Origin of the sequence: Halomonas heilongjiangensis, assembly GCF_002879645.1 — a bacterium.
Lineage (GTDB): Bacteria > Pseudomonadota > Gammaproteobacteria > Pseudomonadales > Halomonadaceae > Halomonas > Halomonas heilongjiangensis.
Genome location: NZ_PNRE01000080.1, coordinates 1 through 23,878, shown reverse-complemented (window position 1 = coordinate 23,878; position 23,878 = coordinate 1). Strand labels below are relative to the sequence as shown.

Annotated in this window: 23 protein-coding genes and 1 pseudogene; 3 read left to right on the top strand and 21 right to left on the bottom strand. The window is 69.1% G+C overall.

What is annotated here, in order from left to right; all coding sequences use genetic code 11:
• Positions 1-214: pseudogene (locus C1H66_RS17620) on the bottom strand (electron transfer flavoprotein subunit beta/FixA family protein); the annotation flags it as partial.
• A 371-nt stretch (positions 215-585) separates the two neighbouring features.
• Here C1H66_RS17620 and C1H66_RS17615 point away from each other — a divergent pair.
• Positions 586-2,253: an electron transfer flavoprotein-ubiquinone oxidoreductase gene (locus C1H66_RS17615; RefSeq protein ID WP_102629188.1), complete on the top strand. Its 1,668-nt coding sequence runs from the start codon at positions 586-588 to the stop codon at positions 2,251-2,253.
• A 105-nt stretch (positions 2,254-2,358) separates the two neighbouring features.
• On the opposite strand, the gene C1H66_RS17610 is transcribed toward C1H66_RS17615, so the two are convergent.
• The 17 genes from C1H66_RS17610 to C1H66_RS17530 form a co-directional block, all read right to left on the bottom strand.
• Complete coding sequence (locus C1H66_RS17610) at positions 2,359-3,315, bottom strand: Gfo/Idh/MocA family oxidoreductase (protein WP_102629186.1); 957 nt, start codon at positions 3,313-3,315, stop codon at positions 2,359-2,361.
• Positions 3,316-3,403: 88 nt separating this feature from the next.
• Complete coding sequence (locus C1H66_RS17605; protein ID WP_102629185.1) at positions 3,404-4,228, bottom strand: sulfurtransferase; 825 nt, start codon at positions 4,226-4,228, stop codon at positions 3,404-3,406.
• Positions 4,225-6,438, bottom strand: a complete 2,214-nt coding sequence (locus tag C1H66_RS17600) for an ATP-dependent helicase (protein WP_102629184.1) — start codon at positions 6,436-6,438, stop codon at positions 4,225-4,227. The genes C1H66_RS17605 and C1H66_RS17600 overlap by 4 nt, the downstream gene beginning before the upstream one ends.
• Positions 6,429-7,007, bottom strand: a complete 579-nt coding sequence (locus tag C1H66_RS17595) for a DUF1285 domain-containing protein (RefSeq protein WP_102629183.1) — start codon at positions 7,005-7,007, stop codon at positions 6,429-6,431. Before C1H66_RS17595 ends, C1H66_RS17600 begins: the two co-directional genes overlap by 10 nt.
• Before the next feature lie 33 nt (positions 7,008-7,040).
• On the bottom strand, positions 7,041-7,898 hold the full coding sequence (locus C1H66_RS17590) for a TatD family hydrolase (RefSeq protein WP_102629182.1): 858 nt from the start codon (positions 7,896-7,898) through the stop codon (positions 7,041-7,043).
• A gap of 53 nt (positions 7,899-7,951) precedes the next feature.
• A complete protein-coding gene (locus tag C1H66_RS17585; RefSeq protein ID WP_102629181.1) occupies positions 7,952-8,287 on the bottom strand; it encodes a PilZ domain-containing protein in 336 nt (111 codons plus the stop codon).
• A gap of 37 nt (positions 8,288-8,324) precedes the next feature.
• On the bottom strand, positions 8,325-9,326 hold the full coding sequence (locus C1H66_RS17580) for a DNA polymerase III subunit delta' (RefSeq protein WP_240618377.1): 1,002 nt from the start codon (positions 9,324-9,326) through the stop codon (positions 8,325-8,327).
• Positions 9,317-9,970 carry a dTMP kinase gene (gene tmk / locus C1H66_RS17575; RefSeq protein WP_102629179.1) on the bottom strand — a complete coding sequence of 218 codons (654 nt, stop codon included), beginning with the start codon at positions 9,968-9,970 and terminating at the stop codon, positions 9,317-9,319. Before tmk ends, C1H66_RS17580 begins: the two co-directional genes overlap by 10 nt.
• Positions 9,971-9,989: 19 nt before the next feature.
• A complete protein-coding gene (gene mltG, locus C1H66_RS17570; RefSeq protein ID WP_102629178.1) occupies positions 9,990-10,994 on the bottom strand; it encodes an endolytic transglycosylase MltG in 1,005 nt (334 codons plus the stop codon).
• A 42-nt stretch (positions 10,995-11,036) separates the two neighbouring features.
• Entirely contained in the window at positions 11,037-11,852 is an 816-nt protein-coding gene (gene pabC, locus C1H66_RS17565; protein ID WP_102629177.1) for an aminodeoxychorismate lyase, read from the bottom strand.
• The gene (gene fabF, locus C1H66_RS17560) at positions 11,852-13,090 is read right to left on the bottom strand and encodes a beta-ketoacyl-ACP synthase II (RefSeq protein ID WP_102629176.1); all 1,239 of its coding nucleotides are present in this window, start codon (positions 13,088-13,090) and stop codon (positions 11,852-11,854) included. The genes pabC and fabF overlap by 1 nt, the downstream gene beginning before the upstream one ends.
• Positions 13,091-13,302: 212 nt before the next feature.
• Complete coding sequence (acpP, locus tag C1H66_RS17555) at positions 13,303-13,536, bottom strand: acyl carrier protein (protein WP_008956801.1); 234 nt, start codon at positions 13,534-13,536, stop codon at positions 13,303-13,305.
• Between the two features lie 126 nt (positions 13,537-13,662).
• Complete coding sequence (fabG, locus tag C1H66_RS17550; RefSeq protein ID WP_102629187.1) at positions 13,663-14,406, bottom strand: 3-oxoacyl-ACP reductase FabG; 744 nt, start codon at positions 14,404-14,406, stop codon at positions 13,663-13,665.
• 34 nt (positions 14,407-14,440) lie between these two features.
• Positions 14,441-15,412: an ACP S-malonyltransferase gene (fabD, locus tag C1H66_RS17545; RefSeq protein ID WP_102629175.1), complete on the bottom strand. Its 972-nt coding sequence runs from the start codon at positions 15,410-15,412 to the stop codon at positions 14,441-14,443.
• 5 nt (positions 15,413-15,417) lie between these two features.
• The gene (plsX, locus tag C1H66_RS17540) at positions 15,418-16,542 is read right to left on the bottom strand and encodes a phosphate acyltransferase PlsX (RefSeq protein WP_102629174.1); all 1,125 of its coding nucleotides are present in this window, start codon (positions 16,540-16,542) and stop codon (positions 15,418-15,420) included.
• A 38-nt stretch (positions 16,543-16,580) separates the two neighbouring features.
• Complete coding sequence (gene rpmF / locus C1H66_RS17535) at positions 16,581-16,751, bottom strand: 50S ribosomal protein L32 (RefSeq protein WP_102629173.1); 171 nt, start codon at positions 16,749-16,751, stop codon at positions 16,581-16,583.
• A gap of 33 nt (positions 16,752-16,784) precedes the next feature.
• A complete protein-coding gene (locus C1H66_RS17530) occupies positions 16,785-17,312 on the bottom strand; it encodes a YceD family protein (RefSeq protein ID WP_102629172.1) in 528 nt (175 codons plus the stop codon).
• A gap of 101 nt (positions 17,313-17,413) precedes the next feature.
• Between C1H66_RS17530 and C1H66_RS17525 the strand changes: the two genes are divergently transcribed.
• Positions 17,414-17,995 carry a Maf family protein gene (locus C1H66_RS17525; RefSeq protein ID WP_102629171.1) on the top strand — a complete coding sequence of 194 codons (582 nt, stop codon included), beginning with the start codon at positions 17,414-17,416 and terminating at the stop codon, positions 17,993-17,995.
• 172 nt (positions 17,996-18,167) lie between these two features.
• Here C1H66_RS17525 and sppA read toward each other — a convergent pair whose 3' ends face one another.
• From sppA to C1H66_RS17510, 3 genes are read right to left on the bottom strand one after another with little or no spacing between them, the layout of a single operon-like run.
• Positions 18,168-19,247 (bottom strand): signal peptide peptidase SppA, encoded by a 1,080-nt coding sequence (sppA, locus tag C1H66_RS17520; RefSeq protein WP_102629170.1) that lies wholly within the window; start codon positions 19,245-19,247, stop codon positions 18,168-18,170.
• Positions 19,248-19,272: 25 nt separating this feature from the next.
• Positions 19,273-19,926: an HAD-IA family hydrolase gene (locus C1H66_RS17515; protein ID WP_102629169.1), complete on the bottom strand. Its 654-nt coding sequence runs from the start codon at positions 19,924-19,926 to the stop codon at positions 19,273-19,275.
• A gap of 12 nt (positions 19,927-19,938) precedes the next feature.
• Positions 19,939-20,886: an RluA family pseudouridine synthase gene (locus C1H66_RS17510; protein WP_102629168.1), complete on the bottom strand. Its 948-nt coding sequence runs from the start codon at positions 20,884-20,886 to the stop codon at positions 19,939-19,941.
• Between the two features lie 587 nt (positions 20,887-21,473).
• Here C1H66_RS17510 and rne point away from each other — a divergent pair.
• A partial coding sequence (gene rne / locus C1H66_RS17505) for a ribonuclease E (protein WP_102629167.1) occupies positions 21,474-23,878 on the top strand: 2,405 nt, incomplete at its 3' end.

The window sequence follows — 23,878 nt, the reverse complement described above, 5'->3', positions numbered from 1 at the left end:
GCTGCTCCTGGGCGGCCTTGGGGCCGACGGTCACGGCCACGACCTCGGTGGCCACCCCGCGCTCCTTGAGGCGCACCGCCTCTTCCACGGCGATCTCGCAGAAGGGGTTCATGGCCATCTTGACGTTGGTGAGGTCGACATCACTGTTGTCCGGCTTGACCCGGATCTTGACGTTGTAGTCGATGACGCGTTTGACCGCGACGAGTACTTTCATGGTGTCCTCGCTTGGTTCACTCTAACGAACCGTCTGGTTAGGAACATACCGACCATGTCGGCTCGGCAGCGAGCGCATCAGCGTTCCTTTAGAACCGGTTGATATGATCTTATGGGTTTCATGCAAGCGTTTGATAGGCGCCGCACCCGAAAAACTCACCCAATTTGCCACAGCCGGGACCATGGCAACAATCCCCCCCGCATGGCGGGCCAGAGGCGGTACGACCGCACATTGCCCATCGTAGGGGTGACCCGAGTCGTCTATTATGCCTATCATGGAGAATATCGAGAAGCAAACGACCGTTTAAAAACCTTCCGACGCTGGTGGCATTCGCTGGAACCCTGCGTCGGTGGCGAGGGAGGAGAGTGCTGGTGGAACAAGTAGAACGTGAATCCATGGATTTCGACGTGGTCATCGTCGGCGCCGGGCCCGCGGGGCTGTCGGCCGCCTGCCGTCTCATGCAGCAGGCCAATGAGGCCGGCCATGAGTTGAGCGTCTGCGTGGTGGAGAAGGGCTCCGAGGTCGGCGCCCATATCCTCTCCGGGGCGGTCTTCGAGCCCCGCGCCCTGCAGGAGCTGTTCCCCGACTGGGAGCAGCGCGGCGCGCCCCTGACCACCCCGGCGATTCGCGACGAGCTCTACCTGCTCAAGGACGGCGCGAAGGCCCAGAAGCTGCCCAACGCCCTGGTGCCGAAGAGCATGCACAATACCGGCGGCGACCTCACGCGCTACGTGATCAGCGCCGGCAACCTGTGCCGCTGGCTGGCCGAACAGGCCGAAGGCCTCGGCGTGGAGATCTTCCCCGGCTTCGCCGCCCAGGAGGTGATCATCGACGACGACAACGTGGTGCGCGGCATCCTGATCGGCGATATGGGCGTGGGTGCCGATGGTCAGCCCAAGGATGGCCATATGCCGGGCATGGAGCTGCGTGCCAAGTACACCCTGTTCGCCGAGGGCTGCCGCGGGCACCTGGGCAAGCGGCTGATCAGCCGCTTCCAGCTCGACGCGGGCAAGGACCCGCAGCACTACGGCATCGGCCTCAAGGAGCTATGGGACGTGCCCGCCGACGGGCACGAGCCGGGGCTGGTGCTGCACGGCTCCGGCTGGCCGCTCGACAAGCACACCCATGGCGGCTGGTTCCTCTACCATGCCGAGAACCAGCAGGTCGTGGTCGGCCTGATCATGGACCTCTCCTACCGGAATCCCTGGCTGGCGCCGTTCGACGAGTTCCAGCGCATGAAGCACCACCCGGTGCTCAAGCAGTACCTGGAGGGCGGCAAGCGGGTGGCCTACGGTGCCCGGGCCATCACCAAGGGCGGGCTCAACTGCCTGCCGAAGATGACCTTCCCCGGCGGCCTGCTGATCGGTTGCGACGCCGGCACCCTGAACTTCGCCAAGATCAAGGGCCTGCACACCGCCATGAAGTCGGGCCTGGTGGCCGCCGAGGCGGTGTTCGAGGCGATCGCGTCTGGCGATGAAGGCGGCCACGAGCTGACCGCCTTCACCGCGAAGTGGGAGTCGAGCTGGGCCTATGCCGAGCTCAAGGAGAGCGCCAGCTTCGGCCCGGCGATCCACAAGTACGGCACCGTGGGCGGTGGCGCCTACAACTTCCTCGACCAGCTGCTCGGCGGCAGGCTGCCCAACGTCCACGACACCACCCCGGACCACGCCGCCCTCAAGCCGGCCAGCGAGTTCGAGAAGATCGACTACCCCAGGCCCGACGGCAAGCTCTCCTTCGACAAACTCTCCTCGGTGTTCCTGTCGAACACCAACCACGAGGAGGACCAGCCCTGCCACCTGAAGCTCGAGGATCCGGAACTGCCGATCCGCGACAACCTGCCGACCTACGCCGAGCCGGCAAGCCGCTACTGCCCGGCGGGGGTCTACGAGGTGGTCGAGGGGGACGACGGCAAGCCCAGGTTCCAGATCAATTTCCAGAACTGCGTGCACTGCAAGACCTGCGACATCAAGGACCCGGCCCAGAACATCACCTGGGTAGCGCCGGAGGGCGGCGGCGGGCCCAACTATCCCAACATGTGATTCCCCCGCCACGCCGACGGAAGGGCATGCCGGAGGCATGCCCTTCTGCTTGCCCCTCGGCTACTCCGACAGCGGCGGCGAGATCGGTGACCTGCCTGCTGCCTCCTAGCCGCCGTCCAGGTCGAGCGCCAGCAACCGGGGGTGTGCCTCGCCTTCGCGGGGCGGTTCGGGGCGCGCCAGCCGCAGGCTGTGCACGGTTTCCAGGCAGTGGCGCACGGTATCGATACCGAAGCCCCGCCCCGCCAGGATCTCGCGATAGCTGACGGAATGCAGATCGTCGAAGCCATTGGAGAACTCGAAGGCCTCACCGTCGCAGGTGATGCTGCGATAGGTCGATTGCCGTCCACGAACGCTCTCCGGGAGGTCCTCGGCATCGATGGAGAGGAACCAGCGGACCCGCGCCTTCTCGTACTCCAGGAAGCCGGCGGCCTTGTGGTCGTCGCTGTAGTGCAGCACCTGGCGCTGCAGCTCACCGAAGACCAGGTGCAGCATGTCGAAGAAGTGCACACCGATCTCGGCCACCACACCGAAGGACTTGCGCGGATCGCCCTTCCAACTGGCCAGGTACCATGGCCCCCGCACGGTGATGTAGGTGAGCTCCACCTCGTACCTGGTCTGGCGTGCCTCCGCGATCACCTTGTCGCGCAGTTCGTGGATCGCCGGGTGATGGCGCAACTGCATGATGCTGTAGACGCGACGTCCGGTCTCTCCCTCGACGGAGCGCAGCTCGTCGAGCAGCGCCGGCGTCGGCACCAGCGGCTTCTCGCAGATGACATCGCAGCCCAATTGCAGGCCGGCGGTGATATGGGCGCTATGCAGGTGGTTCGGCGAGCACACTGCCATATAGTCCAGCGCCCCCTCTCCTCGGCGCCGGAGTCGCCAGGCATGCTCGAGGAAATACTCGAACTCGGTGAAGAAGGCACAGTCGGGCGAGATGGAGTCGATGATGCCGACCGAGTCGTTGATGTCGTAGGCGGCGACCAGCTCGTTGCCGGTCTCCTTGATGGCCTGCATATGGCGGGGCGCGATATAGCCGGCCGCGCCGATCAATGCAAAGTTCATCGCCGCCCTCCTCGGCTCCCCATCCATCCCGTCATGGTAAGCGTAGCGGTGGACGCGCTCCCCTGCCCGCGCGGCGGAAACGAGCCCCCTATCCCCGGGCAACCGGACGCGATGGATCACGGATCCACTCGCTCCAGGAGCCGGCATAGAGCCGCGGCAGGGGCTTGCCGGCCACGGCATAGGCGAGGATGTTGTGACAGGCGGTGACGCCGGAACCGCAGTAGGCGATCACCTCCGGGGCGTCGGGCAGTTCCGCGGCCAGAATCTCGGCGGCCTTGAAGCGGCCGTGCTCGGTGAGGTTGGCAGCGCTGGGGTGACAGACCGCCCCGGGAACATGACCGGCGACCGGGTCGATCGGCTCGGCGTCGCCACGGAACCGCTCGTGGCTGCGCGCATCGACCTTGAGCTCACGACCGGAGAAGACCTGGTCGGCCGAGACCCGCGCCCCCTCGTCGTAGGCCGGGTGCCAGGCCTCGGGGGGCGGCGGCACCACCGCGTCGCTATCGGACAGTTCACCCCCCGTCGCCTGCCAGGCAGCGAGGCCGCCATCGAGCACCCGCACATCGGGATGGCCGGCCCAGACGGCGAGCATCCACCAGGCCCGGGCCGCCGCCAGCTGGCCGCCCATGTCGTCATAGACCACCACCGGCTGCCCGGGCGTGATGCCGAGGCGCTGCACCGTCGCCGTGAAGGTCTCGGGTGTGGGCAGCGGGTGTCGCCCACCCTCGCCGGCCGGTGCCGCCAGGTCGCGGTCGAGATCGAGGTGGAGGGCACCCGGCAGGTGCGCCTCCCGCCATAGTCGCCGTCCCGCTTCCGGCTCCCCCAACCGGGCGCGACAGTCGAGAAGCCGCGGAGGGTTGGCCCCGCCGAGGGCCTCGGCCAGCTCGGTGGCAGTGATCAGTGCGCGTGTCATGCCTGGACTCCTTCGAGCAGTTCAATGGGCGCCCGGCGCGCGATCAGTCGTCGCCGACCGGCCTGCCGGAAACGCACCTCGATCACCGGGTTGTCCGGATCGCCCTCCACCACGGCGATCTCGCCCTCGCCGAAGACCGCGTGGCGCAAGCGTCGGCCGACGCTGAACTCGACGTCAGCGGGCGGTGGCTCGGCGCTGCCGCCCGGCTCGGGGGTCGCCGCGGTCAACGGCAGGGACCGGCCGAGCATCGCCAGGTAGCGCCCGACCAGTTCGGGAGACGCGACCGGCAGCGGCGTCGGATAGTCACCCTCCCCCTCCCGGCTCAGGCGCTCGGTGATCCGCTGGCAATCCTGCCAGGCGGTCTCGGCGATGAAGCGGCTGGGGCGGTGGTCGCCGCCGTCATGAACGATCAGCAGCCGCTCCCGGGCCCGGGTGATGGCCACATAGAAGAGTCGCCGCTCCTCCTCGAGGCGCCGAGGGGTGAGCGGGTTGTCACGGCTGTAGTGGGGGAAGTCCTCCTCGTTGGTGCCGCCAAGCAGCACCAGCGGCCACTCCAGCCCCTTGGCACCGTGCACGGTGGTGATCAGCACCCCGTCGTCTCGGTTCGCCACCGGCCGGCGCAACAGCTCGACGAACGCCTCGGTGTCGCTACCCAGCTCGGCGGCCTGCTCGATCAGCACATCGAGCAGGCGCACGTCCTCCTCGCCCTTGTCGCGCCGGGCGGCGGCCCGCTTGAGCACCTTCTCGGCCTCGACGCTCTCGACCACGTGCTCGAGCAGCCGGGCCGGCGGCCAGCCGGAATGCCTCGGCAGCTCGCAGAGCAGGGCCCAGCGGCGCTTGAGGGTACGCCGCTGGTGGGGCTTGAGGCCCTCGAGCAGCGGGTCGTGGCGCTCCGGCCAGCGCTGGCTCTCGGCCAGGCGCACGGCCAGGGCCTGGATCCGCTCCCGGGCCACGAAGGGGGTCGGCTGGGACAGCAGCAGCTGCAGGTGGCCCGGGTCCTGCAACAGGCCCGGCGCCCGAGCCAGCATCAGGTAGCCGGCCAGGGCCTGCACCAGCGGCAGGCGGAAGACGAAGCGGTCCTCCCGGGCGAGGCGGAACGGCAGCCCGGCCTTGAGCAGCGCCAGCTGCAGCGGTACCGACAGCGCCCAGCTGCGTACCATCAGGCAGGCCTCGTCGAGCCGGCGCCCCTCCCGCTGCCAGGCCTCGAGGGCCTCGAGCAGCGCCCGCCCGCCCTGCCCGACCGCCAGGCGGGTCGCCGGGTTGCCGGGGGCCGCCAGGCAGAGCTGGTCGGGGCGCCGGCGGTTGGCGGCGATGGCGTGATTGGCGGCCAGGGCCAGGGCATGGCCATGGCGGAAGGTGGTGGAGAGCGGGTAGTCGCGGGCCTCGCCGAAAGTGGCAGTGAAGCGCTCGAGCATGGTGTCGGGATGAGCACCGCGCCACTCGTAGATGCACTGGTTGGCGTCACCCACCGCCATCACCGCGGCGTCACGGCCGGCGAGCTGCGCCAGCAGCCGCTGCTGGGCCACGTTGATGTCCTGGTACTCGTCGATGATCACGTGGTCGAGGAAGCCCTGAACCCGACGACTCAGGCCGGCGTCGCCCTCCAGCACCTCGAGCGGGCGGTAGAGCAGGTCCGCATAGCTCATCAGCCCCTGGTCGGCGAGCAGCCGTTCGGCATGGACGAAGGCCGCCGGGAAGTGGTCGGTCTGCTCGCCGAAGTCGAGCCGCGCGAAGAGCTCGGCGGGACTGACCATCTCGGCCTTCACCAGCGAACAGAAATGCGCCAGTGCCTCGAGGCGTTCGCCGTCCAGCGCCGCCTCCCGGGCCTCGGGCTCGTCGGCCAGCGCCGCCAGGGTGGCCTGGCGCAGCAACCGCTCCAGTTGCCAGTCGGCGGTGAGCAGTTCCCGCGGCGCCAGCACTCCCCAGCGGGTCAGGCTCCCGGTCAGCCGGTGGCCCAGCGAGTGGAAGGTGCGCACGTCGGGCAGCGGCTGCCCGGGCGGCGCCATGGCGGCCAGGCGGGCCTGGAAGTCCTCGCGGGCCGAGCGGTTGAACATCAGCACCAGGATCCGCGATGGCGGCACGCCCTGGCCGAGCAGGTGGAGCACCCGAGCCACCATGGTGGTGGTCTTGCCGGAGCCGGCCACGGCGGCGACCCGGGCGTGGCCGCCGCCGTGCTCGACCACGGCCCGCTGTTCGGCGGTCAGCTGCATGCCGCCCCGCCGTCGAGCCGCTCGCTCTCCTCCAGCCGACCGAGGGGGTGCCAGACACCGGCGCTCACCAGGCCCAGCTCCTGGCCGCCACCAGGCAGGTCACGGGTCTCGGCCAGTTCCACCAGGCGATAGTAGACGTTGCGGCCCAACCGGGCGGCGAGCCCGAAGCGCACCGGCACCTCGGGCACCAGCTCGCCACGTGGGGTCTCGCTCAGGCTCAGCGGATGCTGTCCGTCGAGCCCCAGCCGGTCGCCGACATTGGTGGTCAACCACCAGCCGCCGGCCCCGTCGGGTTCGGCACCGACGACCAGGAAGGGGCGATCCTCGACCCGGATGCGCTGCTTCTCCGCCGGGGTCACCAACCAGTAGCCACCGTCCTCCTCGCGCCGGAGGATCGTGGAGAGCAGCCGCACCAGCCGCGGCCGGGCGATGGCCACGCCCTCGTGGATCCAGCGGCCGTCGGCGGCGATCACCAGGTCCATCTCGCCCTGATGCTCGGGGTGCCAGGACGCCACCGGCGGGATCTCGCCCTCCGGGTCGATATGGGCCAGCAGCGGATCGAGGGTCATGGCAATGCTCTCCGGACGATATTCCCCCATAGCTTAGATCAGCCCGGCCCGGGCCAGGGTCTCGCGCATCGCGTCGGGAGCCCGGGGCGCCGCGGCGCGGAACAGCTGGTAGAAGTTGGCGGTGGTCTGCATGGCCACCTCGTCGACGCTGATGCCGCGCTCGGCGGCGATACACTCGGCGACCTCCACCACCCAGGCCGGCTCATTGGGCTTGCCGCGGTGCGGTACCGGCGCCAGGTAGGGGCTGTCGGTCTCGATCAGCAGGCGATCCAGGGGAATGCGCCGGGCCAGCTCGCGGATCGACGCGGCGTTGCGGAAGGTGACGATGCCGGAGAGCGAGACGTAGAAGCCGTGGCGCACCGCCTCCCGGGCCATGTCCAGGTCCTCGGTGAAGCAGTGCAGCACGCCGCCCACTCGGGGGTCGGTGTGCTCGCGGATCAGCGCCAGGGTGTCCTCGCGCGCCTCGCGGGTGTGGACGATCACCGGCAGTTCCAGCTCGCGGGCGGCGATCAGCTGGCGACGGAAGCGCTCGAGCTGCACGTCGCGCGAGGGCACCGCCTCCGCGCCCTTGCCAGGTGCGCTGTCGAGATAGTGGTAGTCGAGCCCGGTCTCGCCGATGGCCACCGCCTCGAAGCGCTCGGCCACTTCCTTGATCGCCGCCACGGTCGGCTCCTCGGGCACCCGATGGAGAGGATGAAGCCCGGCGGAGATCACCACGTCGTCATGCGCGCGGGCCATGGCGGCGAGGGGGGCGACGTCCTCCAGGGTCACGGCGATGGCCAGGAACTGGCGCACGTCCCGGGCGCGGGCGGCCGCGAGGGTCGCCGCCAGGTCGCCGTCATGGGTACGAGGGTCGAGGCGGTCGAGATGACAGTGGGAATCGACAAACATGGAATGACATACCAGGTGAATGAATTCAGCCCGAAGCCCGAAGCCCGAAGCCCTCAGAGCGTATAGGTGGGCGTACCCTTGTCCAGTTGCCCGGCCAGCAGGCTTTCCATGCGGGCACGGACCGCCTGGTCCTCGGCACTGAAGTGGATGCCGATGCCGGGCACGCGGCGCCCGGCGACCCCCTCCGGGGAGACCCAGACCACCTGGCCGGTGACCGGGACGCGCTCGCTCTCGCCGGGCAGCATCAGCAGCAGGAAGACCTCCTGGCCCAGTTCGTAGCGCTCGCGGGTGGGCACGAAGATCCCCCCCCGCTCCAGCGACGGCATGTAGGCCGAAAGCAGGGTCGGCACATCCTGGATGGTCAGGGAGAGGGCTTTCTGGGCGGCCATGGGCGACACCTCGTGAAATGGATCCGTGATGGAATGATCAGGAACGCAGCAGCGTGGACCAGCGCACCAGCCAGGCCTCGAGCACCAGCTGCGGATTGGGGTTGCCGCCCACGGCGAGCAGCCGCCGCTGTTCCCGGGCATAGTCGAGCAGGCGAAACCAGTCCTGTACCCGGCCATTCTTGACGGCCTGGCGATAGAGAGGCAACAGGTCCGGGTTGCGCAGGTCGTCTCCCCTCCCGGAGAGCCCCAGGCGGATCAGGTCCTCCAGCCAGGCGATACCGTACCACAGGATCGCCTCGGTGGACTGCCGATCCAGCCGCGACGCCTCGGCCACTGGCTCGCCGCCGCGTACCAGCGCCTCGAAGGTCTCGACGAGCTGCTGGCGAAGCGTGCGGGCATCCGGTTCGGCCTGGGCCAGGGCCTCCAGCGGCAGGCCGCCGGCCACCCGCCACCAGAAGCGCGCCTCCTCCTCGCTCCCCAGGTGCTCGGCCAACCAGGCGGTGCAGTCGGCCTCGGCTGGCGGGGCCAGGGTCCAGTGCTGGCAGCGTGAGCGGATGGTCGGCGGCATCCGCGAGGGGATAGCGGAAAGCAGCACGAAGAGGGTGCGGTCACCCGGCTCCTCCAGGCTCTTGAGCAGGGCATTGGCGGCGGCCACGTTCATCGCCTCCGCCGGCGAGATCACGATCACCCGATACCCGCCCTGCTGGGCGGTCTGGCCGACGAAGTCGTTGACCTCACGGATCGGGCCGATGCGGATCTGCCGCTTGCCCTCCTCGGGGCCGACCCTCAGCAGGTCGGGATGATAGCCGGCGGCCAGCATGCGACAGCCGTGACACCGGCCACAGGCGGTCGCGCCGGGCTCGGCACAGAGCACCCAACCGATCAGCGCCTCGGCCAGCGACTGCTTGCCCACGCCCCGCGGGCCAGAGAGCAGCAGGGCATGGGGCAGGCGCCCGACCCGTGCGAGCTCGGTCAGGGCCCGGAAGCGTGGCATCAGCCACGGCAGCGGCGAGATGGAGTCCGGCATCGTCACTGCCATGCCGCCACCCGTGCCTCGAGTTCCCGAACCAACTGCGCCTGTACCGACGGCAGGTCGGCGGAGGCATCGATCACCGCCACACGCCCGGGCGCCGCGGCCGCCCGCGCCAGGTAGGCGCGACGCACCGCCTCGAAGAAGCTCGCGCGCTCGCGTTCGAAGCGGTCGCGCTCTCCCCCCTCCCGGCCGAGCCGCCCCTCCAGGCGCTGCTGGGCAGCCGCCATGGGCATGTCGAGCAGCAGGGTCAGATCGGGCCCGAGGCCGCGCTGGACGAAGGTCTCCAGCTCGGCGATCCGCGCATCCTCGATGCCGCGCCCCCCGCCCTGGTAGGCGAAGGTGGCGTCGGTGAAACGATCGCAGACTACCCAGGCCCCGCGCGCCAGTGCCGGTCGAATCACCCGGGCCAGGTGCTGGGCCCGGGCGGCGAACACCAGCAGCAGCTCGGCATCGGTATCGAGCGGCTCCTCGCCGTCGGGGTCGAGCAGCAGCGTTCGGATCGCCTCGGCGCGGGGGGTGCCGCCGGGCTCGCGGGTGCGGATCACCTCGAGGCCGCGCGCCTCGAGCCAGTCGGCCACCAGGGCCAGGTTGGTGGACTTGCCCACCCCCTCGCCGCCTTCCAGGGTGATGAAACGTCCGCGCTCGTTCATGACAGATGCCGCTCCAGGATCAGCGATTGCGGATATACCGGTTCACCGCATTGTTGTGCTCACGCAGGGTTCGCGAGAAGTGATGGGTACCGTCGCCACGGGAGACGAAATAGAGGGTCTCGCCGGGCAGCGGGTTCACCGCGGCCTCCAGGGAGGCACGCCCCGGCATGGCGATGGGCGTCGGCGGCATGCCGTCGATGACGTAGGTGTTGTAGGATGTCGCCTCCTGCAGGTCGGCGCGGGTGATGCGCCCCTCGTAGCGCTCACCCATGCCATAGATCACTGTGGGGTCGGTCTGCAAGCGCATGCCCCGCTCCATGCGCCGCTTGAACACGCCGGCGATCTCGCGGCGCTCCTCGGGCGCACCGGTCTCGCGCTCGATCAGCGAGGCCAGGATCAGCGCCTCGTAGGGAGAGTCGATGGGCAGGTCCTCGTCGCGCTCGTCCCACACCTCCTCGAGGATGCCCTCCATGCGGACCAAGGCCTGGCGCAGGATCTCCAGGTCGCTCATCCCCTTGTGATACCGGTAGGTGTCCGGGAAGAACCAGCCTTCCGGGAAGACGTCCTCGCGATCCAGCAATGCCATCACCTCCTCGTCGGAGAGCCCGGCGGTGCGGTTGTCGAGCTTGGGCGCCTGGTCGAGCAGCTCGCGCATCTGACGGAAGGTCCAGCCCTCGGGGATGGTCAGTGGGTAGGTGACCACCCGGTCACTGCCGAGCAGCGCGATCATCTCACGCCCACTCATCCCCGGCTCGAGCATGTACTCGCCGGCGCGCAGACGTGGCACCGACTCGGGCTCGAGCCGGGTGAGCAGGCGGAAGGCCCAGTCGTCCTCGATGACACCGCGGCTGGCCAGGTCGACCACCACTCGATTGTAGCCGGCACCGCGCGGTACCTCGTAGAGGGTCGGCTCGTCCACGGCGATCGGCGCCGCGAGCCTGGACTCCCAGTACCGGTAGCCAGCGAACAGCGCCACCCCGGCCAGGACGGCCGACACCAGCAGGATCTTCACCACACGCAACATGCACTTCCTCGTTCAGTCAGGCTCCCGGTACACGCCTTGCGCTCATGCCGGGAGGGGGTGGCCCAACAGGTCGTGGGCCTCGGCCTGCAGTGCCCGATGATCGGGCGTGATCGTCCAGTGCCGGAGCGCCCGGCCCCGGGCGTCATCGAGCCGGATCACCGGCCACAGGCCCTGTACCGAGTTGCCGAGCCACAGCGCCTCGACGCTCCCCAGCGTCTCGGGGCGGGCATCGACCTCGTGGATCGGCAGCCGGGCCAGCAGCGCCTCGCGCAGGGTGCCCGCCACCCCGCAGCGATCGAGCCGTGGGGTTTCCAGCCGCCCATCGTGCCGCCAGAACAGATTCATGCAGGTGGCCTCCACCAGGCACCCTTCGCTGTCGCAGAGCAGCCCCTCGGCGGTATCGGCATCCGACCATTCGGCCCGGGCCAGGACGTTCTCCAGGCGATTGAGATGCTTGAGGCCGGCGAGGGCCGGCTGGAGGCCGAGGCGCAATCGGCAGTGACGCACCCGCACGCCCGCCTCCCAGCGCTCGGCTGCCGGTGAGAAGGGAAGGAGCTGCCAGCGCAACCGCGGCTCGGGCTCCGCCGGCGGCAGATACCCTCGGCCGCCACTGCCGCGGGTCAGGATCAACTTGAGCACCGCCAGCCCCTCGCCGGCCTCGCCCAGCGGGCGCTCCAGCTCGGCCAGGGTCGGCAGGGGGATGCCGAGGACCCGACAACCGCGGGCGAGCCGGGCCAGGTGCTCGGCCCACAACCGTGGCTCGCCGTCGCGCAGCAGCACGGTCTCGAACAACCCGTCGCCATAGGCCGGGCCACGATCATCCAGCGGCCAGCCGTTCGGGGCCCTCGCTGCGTCCATCACACCTTCGAAAAGACCAGGGTGCCGTTGGTGCCGCCGAAGCCGAAGGAGTTGGACAGCGCCACCTCGATCTTCATCTCGCGGGCGGTGTGCGGCACGTAGTCCAGCCGGCACCCTTCCTGGGGGTTGTCCAGGTTGATCGTCGGCGGCGCCACCTGGTCACGGATCGCCAGCACGCTGAACACCGCCTCCACCGCACCGGCGGCGCCGAGCAGATGACCGATCATCGACTTGGTCGAGCTGACCGCCACGGACCTGGCGGCCTCGCCCATTACTCGCTCCACCGCACGACTCTCGGCCAGGTCACCGGCCGGGGTCGAGGTGCCGTGGGCATTGATGTAGTCGATCACCTCGGGATCCAGGCCCGCATCGCGGATGGCATTGCTCATGGACATCGCCGCGCCCCTTCCATCCTCGGGCGGCAAGGTCATGTGGTAGGCGTCGTCGCTCATGCCGAAACCGACCAGCTCGGCATAGATGGTCGCCCCACGGGCCCGGGCGTGCTCGTAGGCCTCCAGCACCATGACGCCGGCGCCATCGGAGAGCACGAAGCCATCACGGTCGCGATCCCAGGGGCGGCTGGCCGCGGCTGGATCGTCGTTGCGCGTGGAGAGCGCCCGGGCGGCGGAGAAGCCGCCGAGCCCCAGCGGCGTGGTGGCCATCTCGGCGCCACCACAGACCATCACGTCGGCGTCGCCGTAGGCGATGGTGCGTGCGCTGTAGCCGATGTTGTGGGTCCCCGTGGTGCAGGCCGTGGTGATGGCGATGTTGGGGCCACGGAAGCCGTGCTGGATCGCCAGGTTGCCCGAGATCATGTTGATGATCGAGCCGGGCACGAAGAACGGCGAGATGCGCCGCGCCCCGCTCTTGAGCAGCGCATTGTGGTTGTGCTCGATCATCGGCAACCCGCCGATGCCGGAGCCGATCGCCACCCCGATGCGACCGGCATTCTCCTCGGTGCATTCGATCCCGGCATCGGCAATCGCCTGGGCACCCGCCGCCACCCCATACTGGATGAACAGGTCCATCTTGCGGGCGTCCTTGGGATTGAGATAGGGGCTGATATCGAAGCCCTTCACCGAACCGCCGAAGCGCGTGTTGAAGCCGCTGACATCGAAGTGCTCGATGGGGGCGATGCCGCTCTTGCCGGCCAGGATGCTGGTCCAGCTCTCCTCCACGGAATTCCCCACCGGTGTGACCAGACCGAGCCCGGTCACTACAACCCTTCTACGAGCCATCAGCTTTCCTCCAGACAAACTTGGTGACGCGACCCCCGATCACCCGGGGCCGCCATTGCGCGCATTATACCCGAGTCTCCCCGCCCTGTGCCGCCATGGCAAGACGTCCACTGCCGCGGCATAGATACGCGAAAGCCGCCCTGGGGTCAGGGCGGCTTTCGTGGGAGGCCGTGCCTCCGGCACGTCAGCAAGCGGTGTCGACCGCCACCGGCTTACTGGTGGGCGTTGACGTAGTCGATGGCTTCCTGGACGGTGGTGATCTTCTCGGCTTCCTCGTCGGGAATCTCGGTGTCGAACTCCTCTTCGAGCGCCATGACCAGCTCGACGGTATCCAGGGAATCGGCTCCCAGATCCTCGGTGAAGGAAGAGGAGTTCTGGATATCTTCTTCCTTGACGTTCAGGCGCTCGGCCACAACCTTCTTCACGCGCTCTTCAATGGTGCTCATTATGACGTACTCCAGTCGTTCACGTTAGCCGTTCTGATAACCAGCCGTTTCAAAACCGCAAGCCAAAAGCTGCGGGGTAGTTTATAGACGCCCTCGGGCCGGCGCAACCGCCGAACCACGCGGCCGTCAACGCATGTTCATGCCGCCGTTCACGTGCAGGGTCTCGCCGGTGATGTAGCCCGCCGACTCGCCGGTGAGAAAGCCCACCGCCGCCGCGATCTCTGCGGGCTGGCCGAGACGCGCCAGGGGAATCTGGCCGAGCAGCGCCTCGTGCTGCGCCTCGGGCAGCGCCTCGGTCATGTCGGTGGCGATGAAGCCCGGCGCCACCGAATTGACGGTGATGGCGCGAGACGCCACCTCACGGGCCAGGGCCCGGGTGAAGCCCTCCATGCCGGCCTTGGCCGCAGCATAGTTGGTCTGCCCGAGGTTGCCCATGGTGGCCACCACCGAGCTGATGCAGACGATACGCCCGAAGCGGGCCTTGGTCATGCCGCGTAGGCAGGCCTTGCTGACGCGGTAGACCGACTTGAGGTTGGTGTCGATCACCGCATCCCACTCGTCTTCCTTCATGCGCATCAGCAGATTGTCACGGGTGATGCCGGCGTTGTTGACGAGGATGGTCGGCGCCCCGAACTCCTCGCCGATCGCCTTGACCAGGGCATCGACGCTGGCCTGGTCGGTGACGTCCAGCTTGCGACCTGCGCCCTCGATGCCCTGGGCCTTGAGGTCGGCATCGATGCGCTCGGCACCGGCATCGCTGGTCGCGGTGCCGATCACGACGCGTCCCTGGCGACCCAGTTCGTGGGCGATGGCCCGGCCGATGCCGCGACTCGCGCCGGTGACCAGGGCAACTCTACGCTCGCTTGTCATGGTGATTCCGCCTTCGTCCTGGATGGGGGTGGCGTCAGCCATCGGCTGACGGTGACTGTCCGGCCACGTCACGGGCCAGCTCCAGGGCCGCATCCAGGCTGTCCGGGTCATTGACCGCCAGCCCCTTGCTGCCCCGCGCAATCCGCTTGTTGAGACCGGTCAGCACCTTGCCCGGCCCGCACTCGATGAACACTTCGGCACCGCGCTCGACCATGGCCTCGACGCAGGCGGTCCAGCGCACCGGCTGATAGAGCTGCTCGAGCAGCCGCGTGCGCAGGGTGTCCACGTCGGCATGGGCCTGGGCATCGACGTTCTGGATCACCGTGTAGCGCGGCGCGCGCAGTTCGATCTCGTTCATGGCCGCGGCCAGGCGCTCGGCGGCCGGGCGCATCAGGGCACAGTGCGACGGGACCGAGACCGGCAGCGGCATGGCGCGCTTGGCCCCGGCCTCCTGGCACGCCACGATGGCCCGCTCCACGGCCGCCTTCGCGCCGGCGATCACCACCTGCCCCGGGGCATTGTAGTTGACCGCCGAGACCACATCACCCTTGGCGGCGTCGGCACAGGCCTGCTCCACGACGGCGTCGTCGAGGCCGAGGATCGCCGCCATGGCGCCCTCGCCCATCGGCACCGCCTGTTGCATCGCTTCGCCGCGCAGCTTCACCAGGCGCACCCCCTGGGCGAAGGACAAGGCGCCGGCACAGACCATGGCGCTGTACTCGCCCAGGCTGTGACCGGCCATGGCGCCGGGGCGCGGCCCCTCCAGCTCCTGCCAGACTCGCCAGATCGCCACGCTGGCACTGAGCAGCGCCGGCTGTGTGCAGGCGGTGGCATTGAGGGCCTCCTCCGGCCCCTCCTGAACCACCTGCCAGAGATCGTAACCCAGGGCGTCCGCGGCCTCCTCGAAGGTGGTCCGCACCACGCTGTAGCGTTCCGCCAGCTCCCGCAGCATGCCGATCTGCTGGGAACCCTGCCCGGGGAACACGAGGGCAAGGGGTTGAGTCATGTCTATCACCTTTGCTCTTGTTGGCTTTCATCGTCACCGGCCGAGCCTGGCTCGTCCGGTGCGAGGATCATGGATCCGCTGTCGGCTCGACCGGCATCGCCGATCGAGGCGACAGCCGACCGTCGCTGGCCGAGCTCGGCGGCGAGCCGGCTGGGCAGGTCCCGACTCACCTCCTGCACCGCACGGGCCACCGCATAATGGAAACCGGTGGCATCGGCACTGCCGTGGCTCTTGACCACGATGCCGGCCAGGCCGAGCAGGCTGGCGCCATTGTAGCGCACCGGGTCCAGTTCGTTCTTCAAGCGCCGCAGCGTCGGTCGCGCCAGGGCACCCACCAAACGGCTGCTCCAGTGGGCATCGAAGGCGACCTGCACCCGCTCCACCAGCATCCTCGCCAGCCCCTCGCTGGCCTTGAGCACCGCATTGCCGACGAAGCCATCGCAGACCACCACGTCGGCGGCACCGCTGAAGACCCCATCACCTTCCACGAAGCCACAATAGGCGATGCCCGGCAGCCGGCGCAGCCGGGCATCGGCCTCGCGCACGCTGGCCGTGCCCTTGGTACCCTCGACCCCGATATTGAGCAGCGCCACCCGCGGCGAAGCCACGCCATCCACGTGCCGCGCCATCACCTCGCCCATCAGGGCGAAGTCCACCAGACGCTCGGCGGAGGCCTCGACATTGGCCCCCAGGTCGAGCAGATAGCAGCGCCCCTCGTCACGGGTGGGGATGGCGGTACTGATGGCCGGCCGCGGGATCCCCGCCACCGTCCCCAGGGCGCGCCGAGCCAGGGCCATCAACGCCCCGGTATTGCCGGCACTGACACCGGCCACGGCCTCACCGCTGGCGACGCAGTCGAGCATCCTGGCCATGCTGGTATCGCGACCGTGGCGCAGGGCATCGGAAGGCCGCTGCGCCTGGCCAATGGCCGAGCCGGCATCTGCGACGTCCAGACGCGAGCCCGCCGCGGCGAGCTGCCGCGGCAGGCGAGAGATCTCGTCTTGCAGCTGCCGGCGTGGGCCGAACAGCCGGATCTCGAGGCGAGGGTCCTGGATGGCCGCGCTGGCCGCCCCCTGCACGGTGGCACGGGGACCGAGGTCGCCGCCCATCGCGTCGATGGCAATCCGCACGTCAGCGGCCAGCTGTCACCGGGGAAGTCGTCGTCGCCTCAGGCGTCGACGACCTTGCGACCCCGGTAGAAGCCATCCGGTGCCACGTGGTGGCGCAGGTGGGTGGTGCCGGTTTCCTTGTCCTGGGCCAGGGCCGGAGCGCTGAGGGCGTCGTGGCTGCGACGCATGCCGCGCTTGGAACGGGTCTTGCGGTTCTGTTGAACTGCCATGGGATGTCACTCCAGAGTGCAATCGATGATGAATCAGTGTTTGCCCTTGAGGCGCTTGAGCACCTCGAACGGGCTCGCAGCGGGCTCGCGTGCCGCCTCGGCATCCGCCCCGCTGGTCAGCTGGTCGCGAGAGACCTCACAGTCGGCCTCGTCGTGGTAAACCACCTGAGGCAGGCTGAGGATCAGTTCATCCTCGACCACCGTCAGCAGGTTCAGCTGTTCGTTTTCCACCAGCACCGGCTCGTGGGTGCTCGGCAGCTCGGCCGCCAGAGCGTCGCTCGTGACCATGCCCAGCAGGAATTCGCTCTCGACGTGCTGCGCCAGGGGCGAGAGGCAGCGTCGGCACGGCAACTGCAGCTCGGCCTCGAGGCGTCCACGGATCACCCGGCGCCCCTGGGCGTCGATGCCGAAATCGAGCCAGACGCGGCAGTCGCCGCCCTGGGCCCCGACCTCGTCGGTGAGGCGTGCGAAGCCGTCGAGGGCCATCAGCCCTTCGAGGTGCTCGGCGCGGGCGGCGAGCTTGTAGGGCTCGACCCTGCTGGGGAGTCGTGTGGTCAACATAGGCGCGCAATGATAGGCACTCGCCCAGCCCCTGTCAAAGCCACCGTCACCCGGTATTACAATGGGTCACCATCATTCCTTCACTGCCCGGGAGTACGCCCATGCCACGCCTCGTCCTCGCCTCAGGTTCCCGCTGGCGCCGCCAGCTTCTCGACCGCCTGGAAATCCCCTACGCCTGGGCCAGCCCCGACATCGACGAGACCCCGCGACCCGACGAATCGCCCGAGGCACTGGTGCACCGCCTGGCACTGGCCAAGGCCAGCCGCTTGGCCGACGACTGGCCGGACCATCTGATCATCGGCTCCGATCAGGTGGCGGTCTTCGCGGGCGAGATCCTCGGCAAGCCGGGCGACGCGGCCACGGCTCGGGCCAACCTGACGCGCTTCTCGGGCCAGCGGGTGCGCTTTGTCACCGGCCTGGCGCTGGTCGATACCGCCCGCGGCCGGCACCGAGTCTGCCACGAGCGCTACGAGGTGGTGTTCCGCGCACTGAGCCAGGACGAGATCGCCCGCTACGTGGAGCGCGAACAACCACTGGACAGCGCCGGCAGCTTCCGCGTGGAGGGGCTGGGCATCGCCCTCTTCGAGAAGCTCGAGGGGGACGACCCCAACACCCTGATCGGCCTGCCGCTGATCCGCCTCTGCGCCCTGCTGCGCGAGGCGGGGCTGGATCCGCTGAGGTAGTGCCAACCAGGTGAGCGGCGCCGGGGACAGGCCGAAGCGGAGGTCCTTTTCCAGGGATGGAAAAGGTAGCGCCCAGGGAAGGGTTCACAGCGCCTCAGCGATGGTCCGGCACCCCGGGGCCTGTCGCCGGGTAAGCCGCGACTCCAGACTCCAGACTCCAGGCGCTGGCGCTTCAGGGCAACTGATAGCGCAGCGGCGACTGGCCGGTGGGCACCCCCAGCCACTCCATGGCGACCCGGCCGAACTGCCGAGAGATCCGCTCGAAGGGGTCGAGGCGCGGCGTGTAGTCGCGCACCCGCGGCTCGGGCAGTCGCTCCCGGGCCAGGCTGTCGAGGCTGCCGATGGTATCGACCAACCCCAGCTCGAGAGCCTGCTCGCCACTCCATATCAGCCCGCTGAACAACCGCTCGTCATCGGTCAGGCGATCGCCGCGCCCCTGGCGCACGTCGTCGATGAACTGGCGATGGGTGGTCTCCAGCACCGCCTGCCAGAAGGCACGCTGCTCCGGCGCCACCGACGAGAAGGGATCGAGGAAGGCCTTGTTCTCCCCCGCGGCATAGACCCGGCGCTCGACGCCCAGCCGCTCGATGGCCTCCTCGAAGCCGAAGCTGGCGGAGATCACGCCGATCGAGCCGACCAGACTGGCCGGCGCGGCGATCACCTCGTCCGCCGCCGCGGCGATGTAATAGGCGCCGCTGGCCCCGACATCCTCGATCACCGCGACGATCGGCTTGTCACCCTCGCCGCGCAGACGCATCACCTCATCGAAGATGCGCCGGGACTGCACCGGGCTACCACCGGGGCTGTCGATGTGCAGCACCACCACCGCGGCCCCCTCGGCATCCCAGGCGCGGTTAAGCCCCTCGATGATGCGCTCGGCACTGGCCGGTGACTCGCTGTCGATCGCCCCCTTCACCTTGACCACGCCGAGGTGGGGGCCCGCCGGCGCCCCGGGGCTCGGCGTCCCGAAGACTCCGTAGAGAGTGGCGGCCAGCGATGCCAGGATCAGCAGCGCGAAGAAGAAGCGGAAGAACAGCTTCCAGCGCCGTGAGCGGCGCTGCTCCACCAGCACCCCACCGATCCAGCGATCCATCATCTCCATCTGGGCCAGGCGCTGGCGCTCGCGCAGCGTCTCGGCATCCTCGACCGGCGGCGCAGGCGGTGCCTCGCGCTGCCGACGCACCTCGCGGGCCTCGTCCGGCTCCAGCTCCGGCCCATCGGTCCAGCGGTCTTCTCGCTTGTCGTCGCTCATGATCACCCTGTCCTTGAAGTCCTGCCTAGGCTCCGTGAAGCCAGTCGAAGAGCTCGGGGGCCGCCTCGGCGGTGAACACCGGGCGGCTGGCGGCCAGCCGCGCCGGGGCGTGGACGCCATAGGTCACCGCCACCCGGTCCATGCCCAGGGCCCGGGCCATCTCCAGGTCGTACTCGGTATCGCCGACCATCACCGCCTCGCCGACATCGACGCCGAGCTCGGCGAGGAGTTCCTCGAGCATCAGCGGATGAGGCTTCGAGCGGGTCTCGTCGGCGGTTCGACTGGCATGGAACCAGCGCCCGCTACCGCTCTCGCGAAAGACCCGATCGAGCCCCCGGCGGCTCTTGCCGGTGGCCACCGCCAGGCGCTGGTCGGCGTTGCCGAGGAGCCGGACGAGCCCCGCCTCCACACCGGGGAAGAAGCGCATGGGCGTGGTGTCGCCCTCGACGAAATGGAAGGCATAGCGGCTGCGCAGCCGCTCGGCGCGCTCGACGTCGATGCCGGGGCAGAGGGCGGCGATCGCCTCGGGCAAGCCCAGGCCGATGATGTTGCGCACGCTCTCGGCAGAGAGCTCCCCCCATTCGGCATCCCGCGCCGCGGCCTGCATGCAGGAGACGATACGGGCGGCGGAGTCCATCAGGGTGCCGTCCCAGTCGAAGATCACCAGTCGATAACGCATGCGCGCTCCTGCTCAGGAAGTTCGCCGGGCCCGGGCGAGCACCGCCTCGAGCTCGTCGGGCAGCGGGGCCTTGATCTGCACCGGACGCCCGCTGGTGGGCTCGGGGAAGGTCAGGGCGGCGGCATGCAGGAACAGCCGCGACAGGCCGAGACCGGCGGCCAGCCGCTCGCCCTCGCGCGAGCCGTACTTGTCGTCGCCCAGCAGCGGGTGGCCGGCATGGGCGGCATGCACGCGGATCTGGTGGGTCCGGCCGGTGACCGGCTCGGCCTCGACCAGGGTGGCCTTCTCGAAGGCCTCGCGCACCGCGAAGCGGGTGCGGGCGACCTTGCCGGCCGGGTCGACACGCACCCGGCGCTCACCGTTGGCGAGCTCGAAGCGCTCCAGGCGAGCGGCGACGAAGTCGCGCCGCGCCGGCCAGCGCCCCGCCACCAGCGCGAGGTACCGCTTGTCCATCCGGTGCTGCTTGAGCGACTCGTTGAGGGCGAGCAGCGCCGGGCGCGACTTGGCCAGCAACAGGCAGCCCGAGGTGTCACGATCCAGGCGGTGGACCAGCTCGAGAAAGTCGAGATCCTCGCGCACCTGGCGCAGCGCCTCGATCAGACCGATCTTCACCCCGCTACCGCCGTGCACGGCGAGCCCCGCCGGCTTGTTGATCACCAGCCAGTCGCGCCCCTCCACCAGGACGCTACCGGCGAGCAGGTTGCGCAGGTTGTCGCTGACCTCGCGCACCGCTTCACGCGGGGTCAGCCTGAGGGGGGGAATACGCACCATGTCGCCCAGCGCCAGGCGCGTGTCGGCCTTGACGCGCTTCTTGTTCACCCGTACCTCGCCCTTGCGGACGATGCGGTAGACGAGCGCCCGCGGCACGCCCTTGATGCGCGTCATCAGGAAATTATCGACCCGCTGGCCCACCTGGCCCTCGGTCACTTCCACCCACTGCACGTCGCGCCCTTCGGCCATGCCGAGTCTCCACTGCCAACCAGCCGTAAAAGCCGCATTCTATCGCACCGGGGAGCGTCCTGCGCCAATTGCTGCTCCCTCCCCTTTACTGTTATATTGCTGACTCGCCTCAATGGGCCCGATTGGCCCGATGGTGCGCCTGCACGACAGACACGCAGGCCGGAGCGAAAAGATCAGGCCGCGACGACGCCCGCTACCATGACGTCCCGCCGCCGAGCAGCGAAAGCAAGAAACGAGAAAGCGATACTCACGCCACGCCCGGATCCCCGTTCTCCCCGCTGTCATGGGGCGAACGCAGGCCACGGGAAACGTTCAACATCGTGCCGGAGGCCGGCGTTGGCGAATCGATGAATGCCAGGTGTTGGCGGTGACCGCAGGGCCGGATGGGTGATATCCCACCGAAACATGTCCTGCCTCCGCCCCGTACTCAACATGGTCATGCCGTACCGGAACCGCTCATGTGCCTCGTTCCGGCACGGCCGGGCGCTACTGCGCATCCGCGACATGCGCTGAGCACAAGCACGCAGCACCCAGAGGTTCGCCTACGTCGACGACCGCCCCCGGCGCGTCAAGACTAGCGAGACACTATGAAACGGATGCTCATCAATGCGACCCAGCCCGAAGAGCTGCGCGTCGCACTGGTCGATGGTCAGCGCCTCTACGATCTGGACATCGAGTCCGGTGCCCGGGAACAGAAGAAAGCCAACATCTATCGAGGCAAGATCACCCGCATCGAACCTTCCCTGGAAGCCGCCTTCGTCGACTTCGGCGCCGACCGCCATGGCTTCCTGCCGCTGAAGGAGATCTCCCGCGAGTACTTCGTCAAGGAGCCTGCCGGCCGCCCCAGCATCAAGGAGGTCCTCAAGGAGGGCCAGGAAGTCATCGTCCAGGTCGACAAGGAGGAGCGTGGCAACAAGGGGGCGGCACTCACCACCTTCATCAGCCTCGCCGGCCGTTTCCTGGTCCTGATGCCCAACAACCCCAAGGCCGGCGGCATCTCCCGGCGTATCGAGGGCGATGAGCGCAGCCAGCTCAAGGACGCCATGGGCCAGCTCACGGTGCCCGACAAGATGGGCCTGATCGTGCGCACCGCCGGCATCGGCCGCTCCCCCGAAGAGTTGCAGTGGGACCTGGACTACCTGGTCCAGGTGTGGGAGTCGATCACCGCCGAAGCCGGCAAGCGCCCCGCCCCCTTCCTGATCTACCGCGAGTCCAACGTCATCATCCGCGCCATGCGCGACTACCTGCGCCAGGACATCGGCGAGGTGCTGATCGACAGCGAAAAGGTCCATCAGGATGCCCTGGGCTTCATCCGCCAGGTGATGCCTTCCTACCAGCAGAAGATCAAGCTCTACGCCGACGAGGTGCCGCTGTTCTCGCGCTTCCAGATCGAGTCGCAGATCGAGACCGCCTACGAGCGCGAGGTCAAGCTGCCCTCCGGCGGCTCCATCGTCATCGACCACACCGAGGCACTGGTCTCCATCGACATCAACTCGGCCCGGGCCACCCGCGGCAGCGACATCGAGGAGACCGCCCTGCAGACCAACCTGGAGGCGGCCGACGAGATCGCCCGCCAGTTGCGCCTGCGCGATATCGGCGGCCTGGTGGTGATCGACTTCATCGACATGAGCCCGGCGCGCAACCAGCGCGAGGTCGAGAACCGCATGCGCGACGCCCTCAAGCTCGACCGTGCCCGGGTGCAGATCGGCCGCATCTCGCGCTTCGGCCTGATGGAGATGTCGCGTCAGCGCCTGCGCCCCTCGCTGGGCGAGACCAGCGGCGTGGTCTGCCCGCGCTGCGACGGCCAGGGCACCATCCGCGACGTACGCTCCCTGGCCCTCTCGATCATGCGCCTGATCGAGGAAGAGGCGATGAAGGAGCGCAGCGCCCAGATCCGCGCCATCCTGCCGGTCCCGGTGGCCACCTACCTGCTCAACGAGAAGCGCAACGTGCTGGCCGACATCGAGCGTCGCCAGGGCGTTCGCGTGGTGCTGCTGCCGAGCCCGGACATGGACACGCCCCACTACGACGTGCAGCGGCTACGCGACGATCATGTGGATGAAGAAGGGGCGGCGAACCTGTCCAGCTTCGAACTCTCCACCGACACCGAGGTGGGCAAGGAGCCCGACGCCACCTTCGGCAAGCCGATGCAGCGTGCCGAGGCCGCCGTCAAGACCGTGATCCACCACGAGCCGGCGCCCGCCTCGCTGCAACAGGAAGAGCCCCCCGCTCCCGCGCCGAGCCCGGTCACCAAGGCCGCCCCTCCCGCCCCCGAGCCCCAGGCCGGTGTGCTGGGTCGTCTGGTGAAGGGGCTGGCCAAGCTGCTCGGCAGCGACGAAGCGCCCGACGGCGTGGGCGAGAAATCGCCCGCACGCGACAGCGTCACGCAGCGCGCCGGCCAGGACTCGCGCAAGCCCGCCCCGAGTGACGAGGAGCGTGGCGATCGCAGTGGCCGTGGCGGTCGACAGCGCCGCCCACGCAGCGACGAGCGCCGCGGCGATGACCGTCGTTCGCCCCGCCAGGAAGGCGAGCGCGGCGAGGGCAAGGCCGAGACCACCGAGGGCCGTGGCGGACGCGGTGGACGTGGCCGCGGGCGCCAGGACGGCGATCGCCAGCAGGGCCGCGGACAGCAGCAGGAGGCCGCCAAGCCGCGCGAGGAGGCTCCCCGGCGCCAGAGGGGAGGCGACAGGCCCGCCGACAAGCCGGTCGAGAAGCCCGTCGAGAAACCCGTCGAGAAGAGTGCCGAGAAGCCGGCGGACCCCGTGGATGACGGCAAGCCCAGGCGTACCCGCAACAACCCGCGCAGCCGGACTCGCCAGCACGCCATCAATCCCAGGGCCGAGGCCGAGCAGAAACGCCTGCAGGCAGAGGCCACCGAGGCGCCGGCAGCAACCGATGCGCACGGCGTCCAGCCCGCTCGGGGCGAGGCAAAGGCGGAACCCGCCGAGACGGCAGCCAAGCCGGCCGAGGCCGCGAAGCCGATAGCCGATCA

Coding starts and splice junctions, on each gene's coding strand:
- pabC (WP_102629177.1), bottom strand. CDS start 11,852: ATGGACGCAGCGAGGGCCCCGAACGGCTGGCCGCTGGATGATCGTGGC.
- rpmF (WP_102629173.1), bottom strand. CDS start 16,751: ATGGCAGTTCAACAGAACCGCAAGACCCGTTCCAAGCGCGGCATGCGT.
- C1H66_RS17600 (WP_102629184.1), bottom strand. CDS start 6,438: ATGCAGCTGACCGCCGAACAGCGGGCCGTGGTCGAGCACGGCGGCGGC.
- C1H66_RS17580 (WP_240618377.1), bottom strand. CDS start 9,326: ATGGCAGTGACGATGCCGGACTCCATCTCGCCGCTGCCGTGGCTGATG.
- sppA (WP_102629170.1), bottom strand. CDS start 19,247: ATGAGCGACGACAAGCGAGAAGACCGCTGGACCGATGGGCCGGAGCTG.
- fabG (WP_102629187.1), bottom strand. CDS start 14,406: ATGACAAGCGAGCGTAGAGTTGCCCTGGTCACCGGCGCGAGTCGCGGC.
- C1H66_RS17595 (WP_102629183.1), bottom strand. CDS start 7,007: ATGACCCTCGATCCGCTGCTGGCCCATATCGACCCGGAGGGCGAGATC.
- tmk (WP_102629179.1), bottom strand. CDS start 9,970: ATGAACGAGCGCGGACGTTTCATCACCCTGGAAGGCGGCGAGGGGGTG.
- C1H66_RS17605 (WP_102629185.1), bottom strand. CDS start 4,228: ATGACACGCGCACTGATCACTGCCACCGAGCTGGCCGAGGCCCTCGGC.
- C1H66_RS17610 (WP_102629186.1), bottom strand. CDS start 3,315: ATGAACTTTGCATTGATCGGCGCGGCCGGCTATATCGCGCCCCGCCAT.
- fabF (WP_102629176.1), bottom strand. CDS start 13,090: ATGGCTCGTAGAAGGGTTGTAGTGACCGGGCTCGGTCTGGTCACACCG.
- C1H66_RS17525 (WP_102629171.1), top strand. CDS start 17,414: ATGCCACGCCTCGTCCTCGCCTCAGGTTCCCGCTGGCGCCGCCAGCTT.
- C1H66_RS17530 (WP_102629172.1), bottom strand. CDS start 17,312: ATGTTGACCACACGACTCCCCAGCAGGGTCGAGCCCTACAAGCTCGCC.
- fabD (WP_102629175.1), bottom strand. CDS start 15,412: ATGACTCAACCCCTTGCCCTCGTGTTCCCCGGGCAGGGTTCCCAGCAG.
- C1H66_RS17590 (WP_102629182.1), bottom strand. CDS start 7,898: ATGTTTGTCGATTCCCACTGTCATCTCGACCGCCTCGACCCTCGTACC.
- C1H66_RS17585 (WP_102629181.1), bottom strand. CDS start 8,287: ATGGCCGCCCAGAAAGCCCTCTCCCTGACCATCCAGGATGTGCCGACC.
- C1H66_RS17515 (WP_102629169.1), bottom strand. CDS start 19,926: ATGCGTTATCGACTGGTGATCTTCGACTGGGACGGCACCCTGATGGAC.
- acpP (WP_008956801.1), bottom strand. CDS start 13,536: ATGAGCACCATTGAAGAGCGCGTGAAGAAGGTTGTGGCCGAGCGCCTG.
- C1H66_RS17510 (WP_102629168.1), bottom strand. CDS start 20,886: ATGGCCGAAGGGCGCGACGTGCAGTGGGTGGAAGTGACCGAGGGCCAG.
- mltG (WP_102629178.1), bottom strand. CDS start 10,994: ATGTTGCGTGTGGTGAAGATCCTGCTGGTGTCGGCCGTCCTGGCCGGG.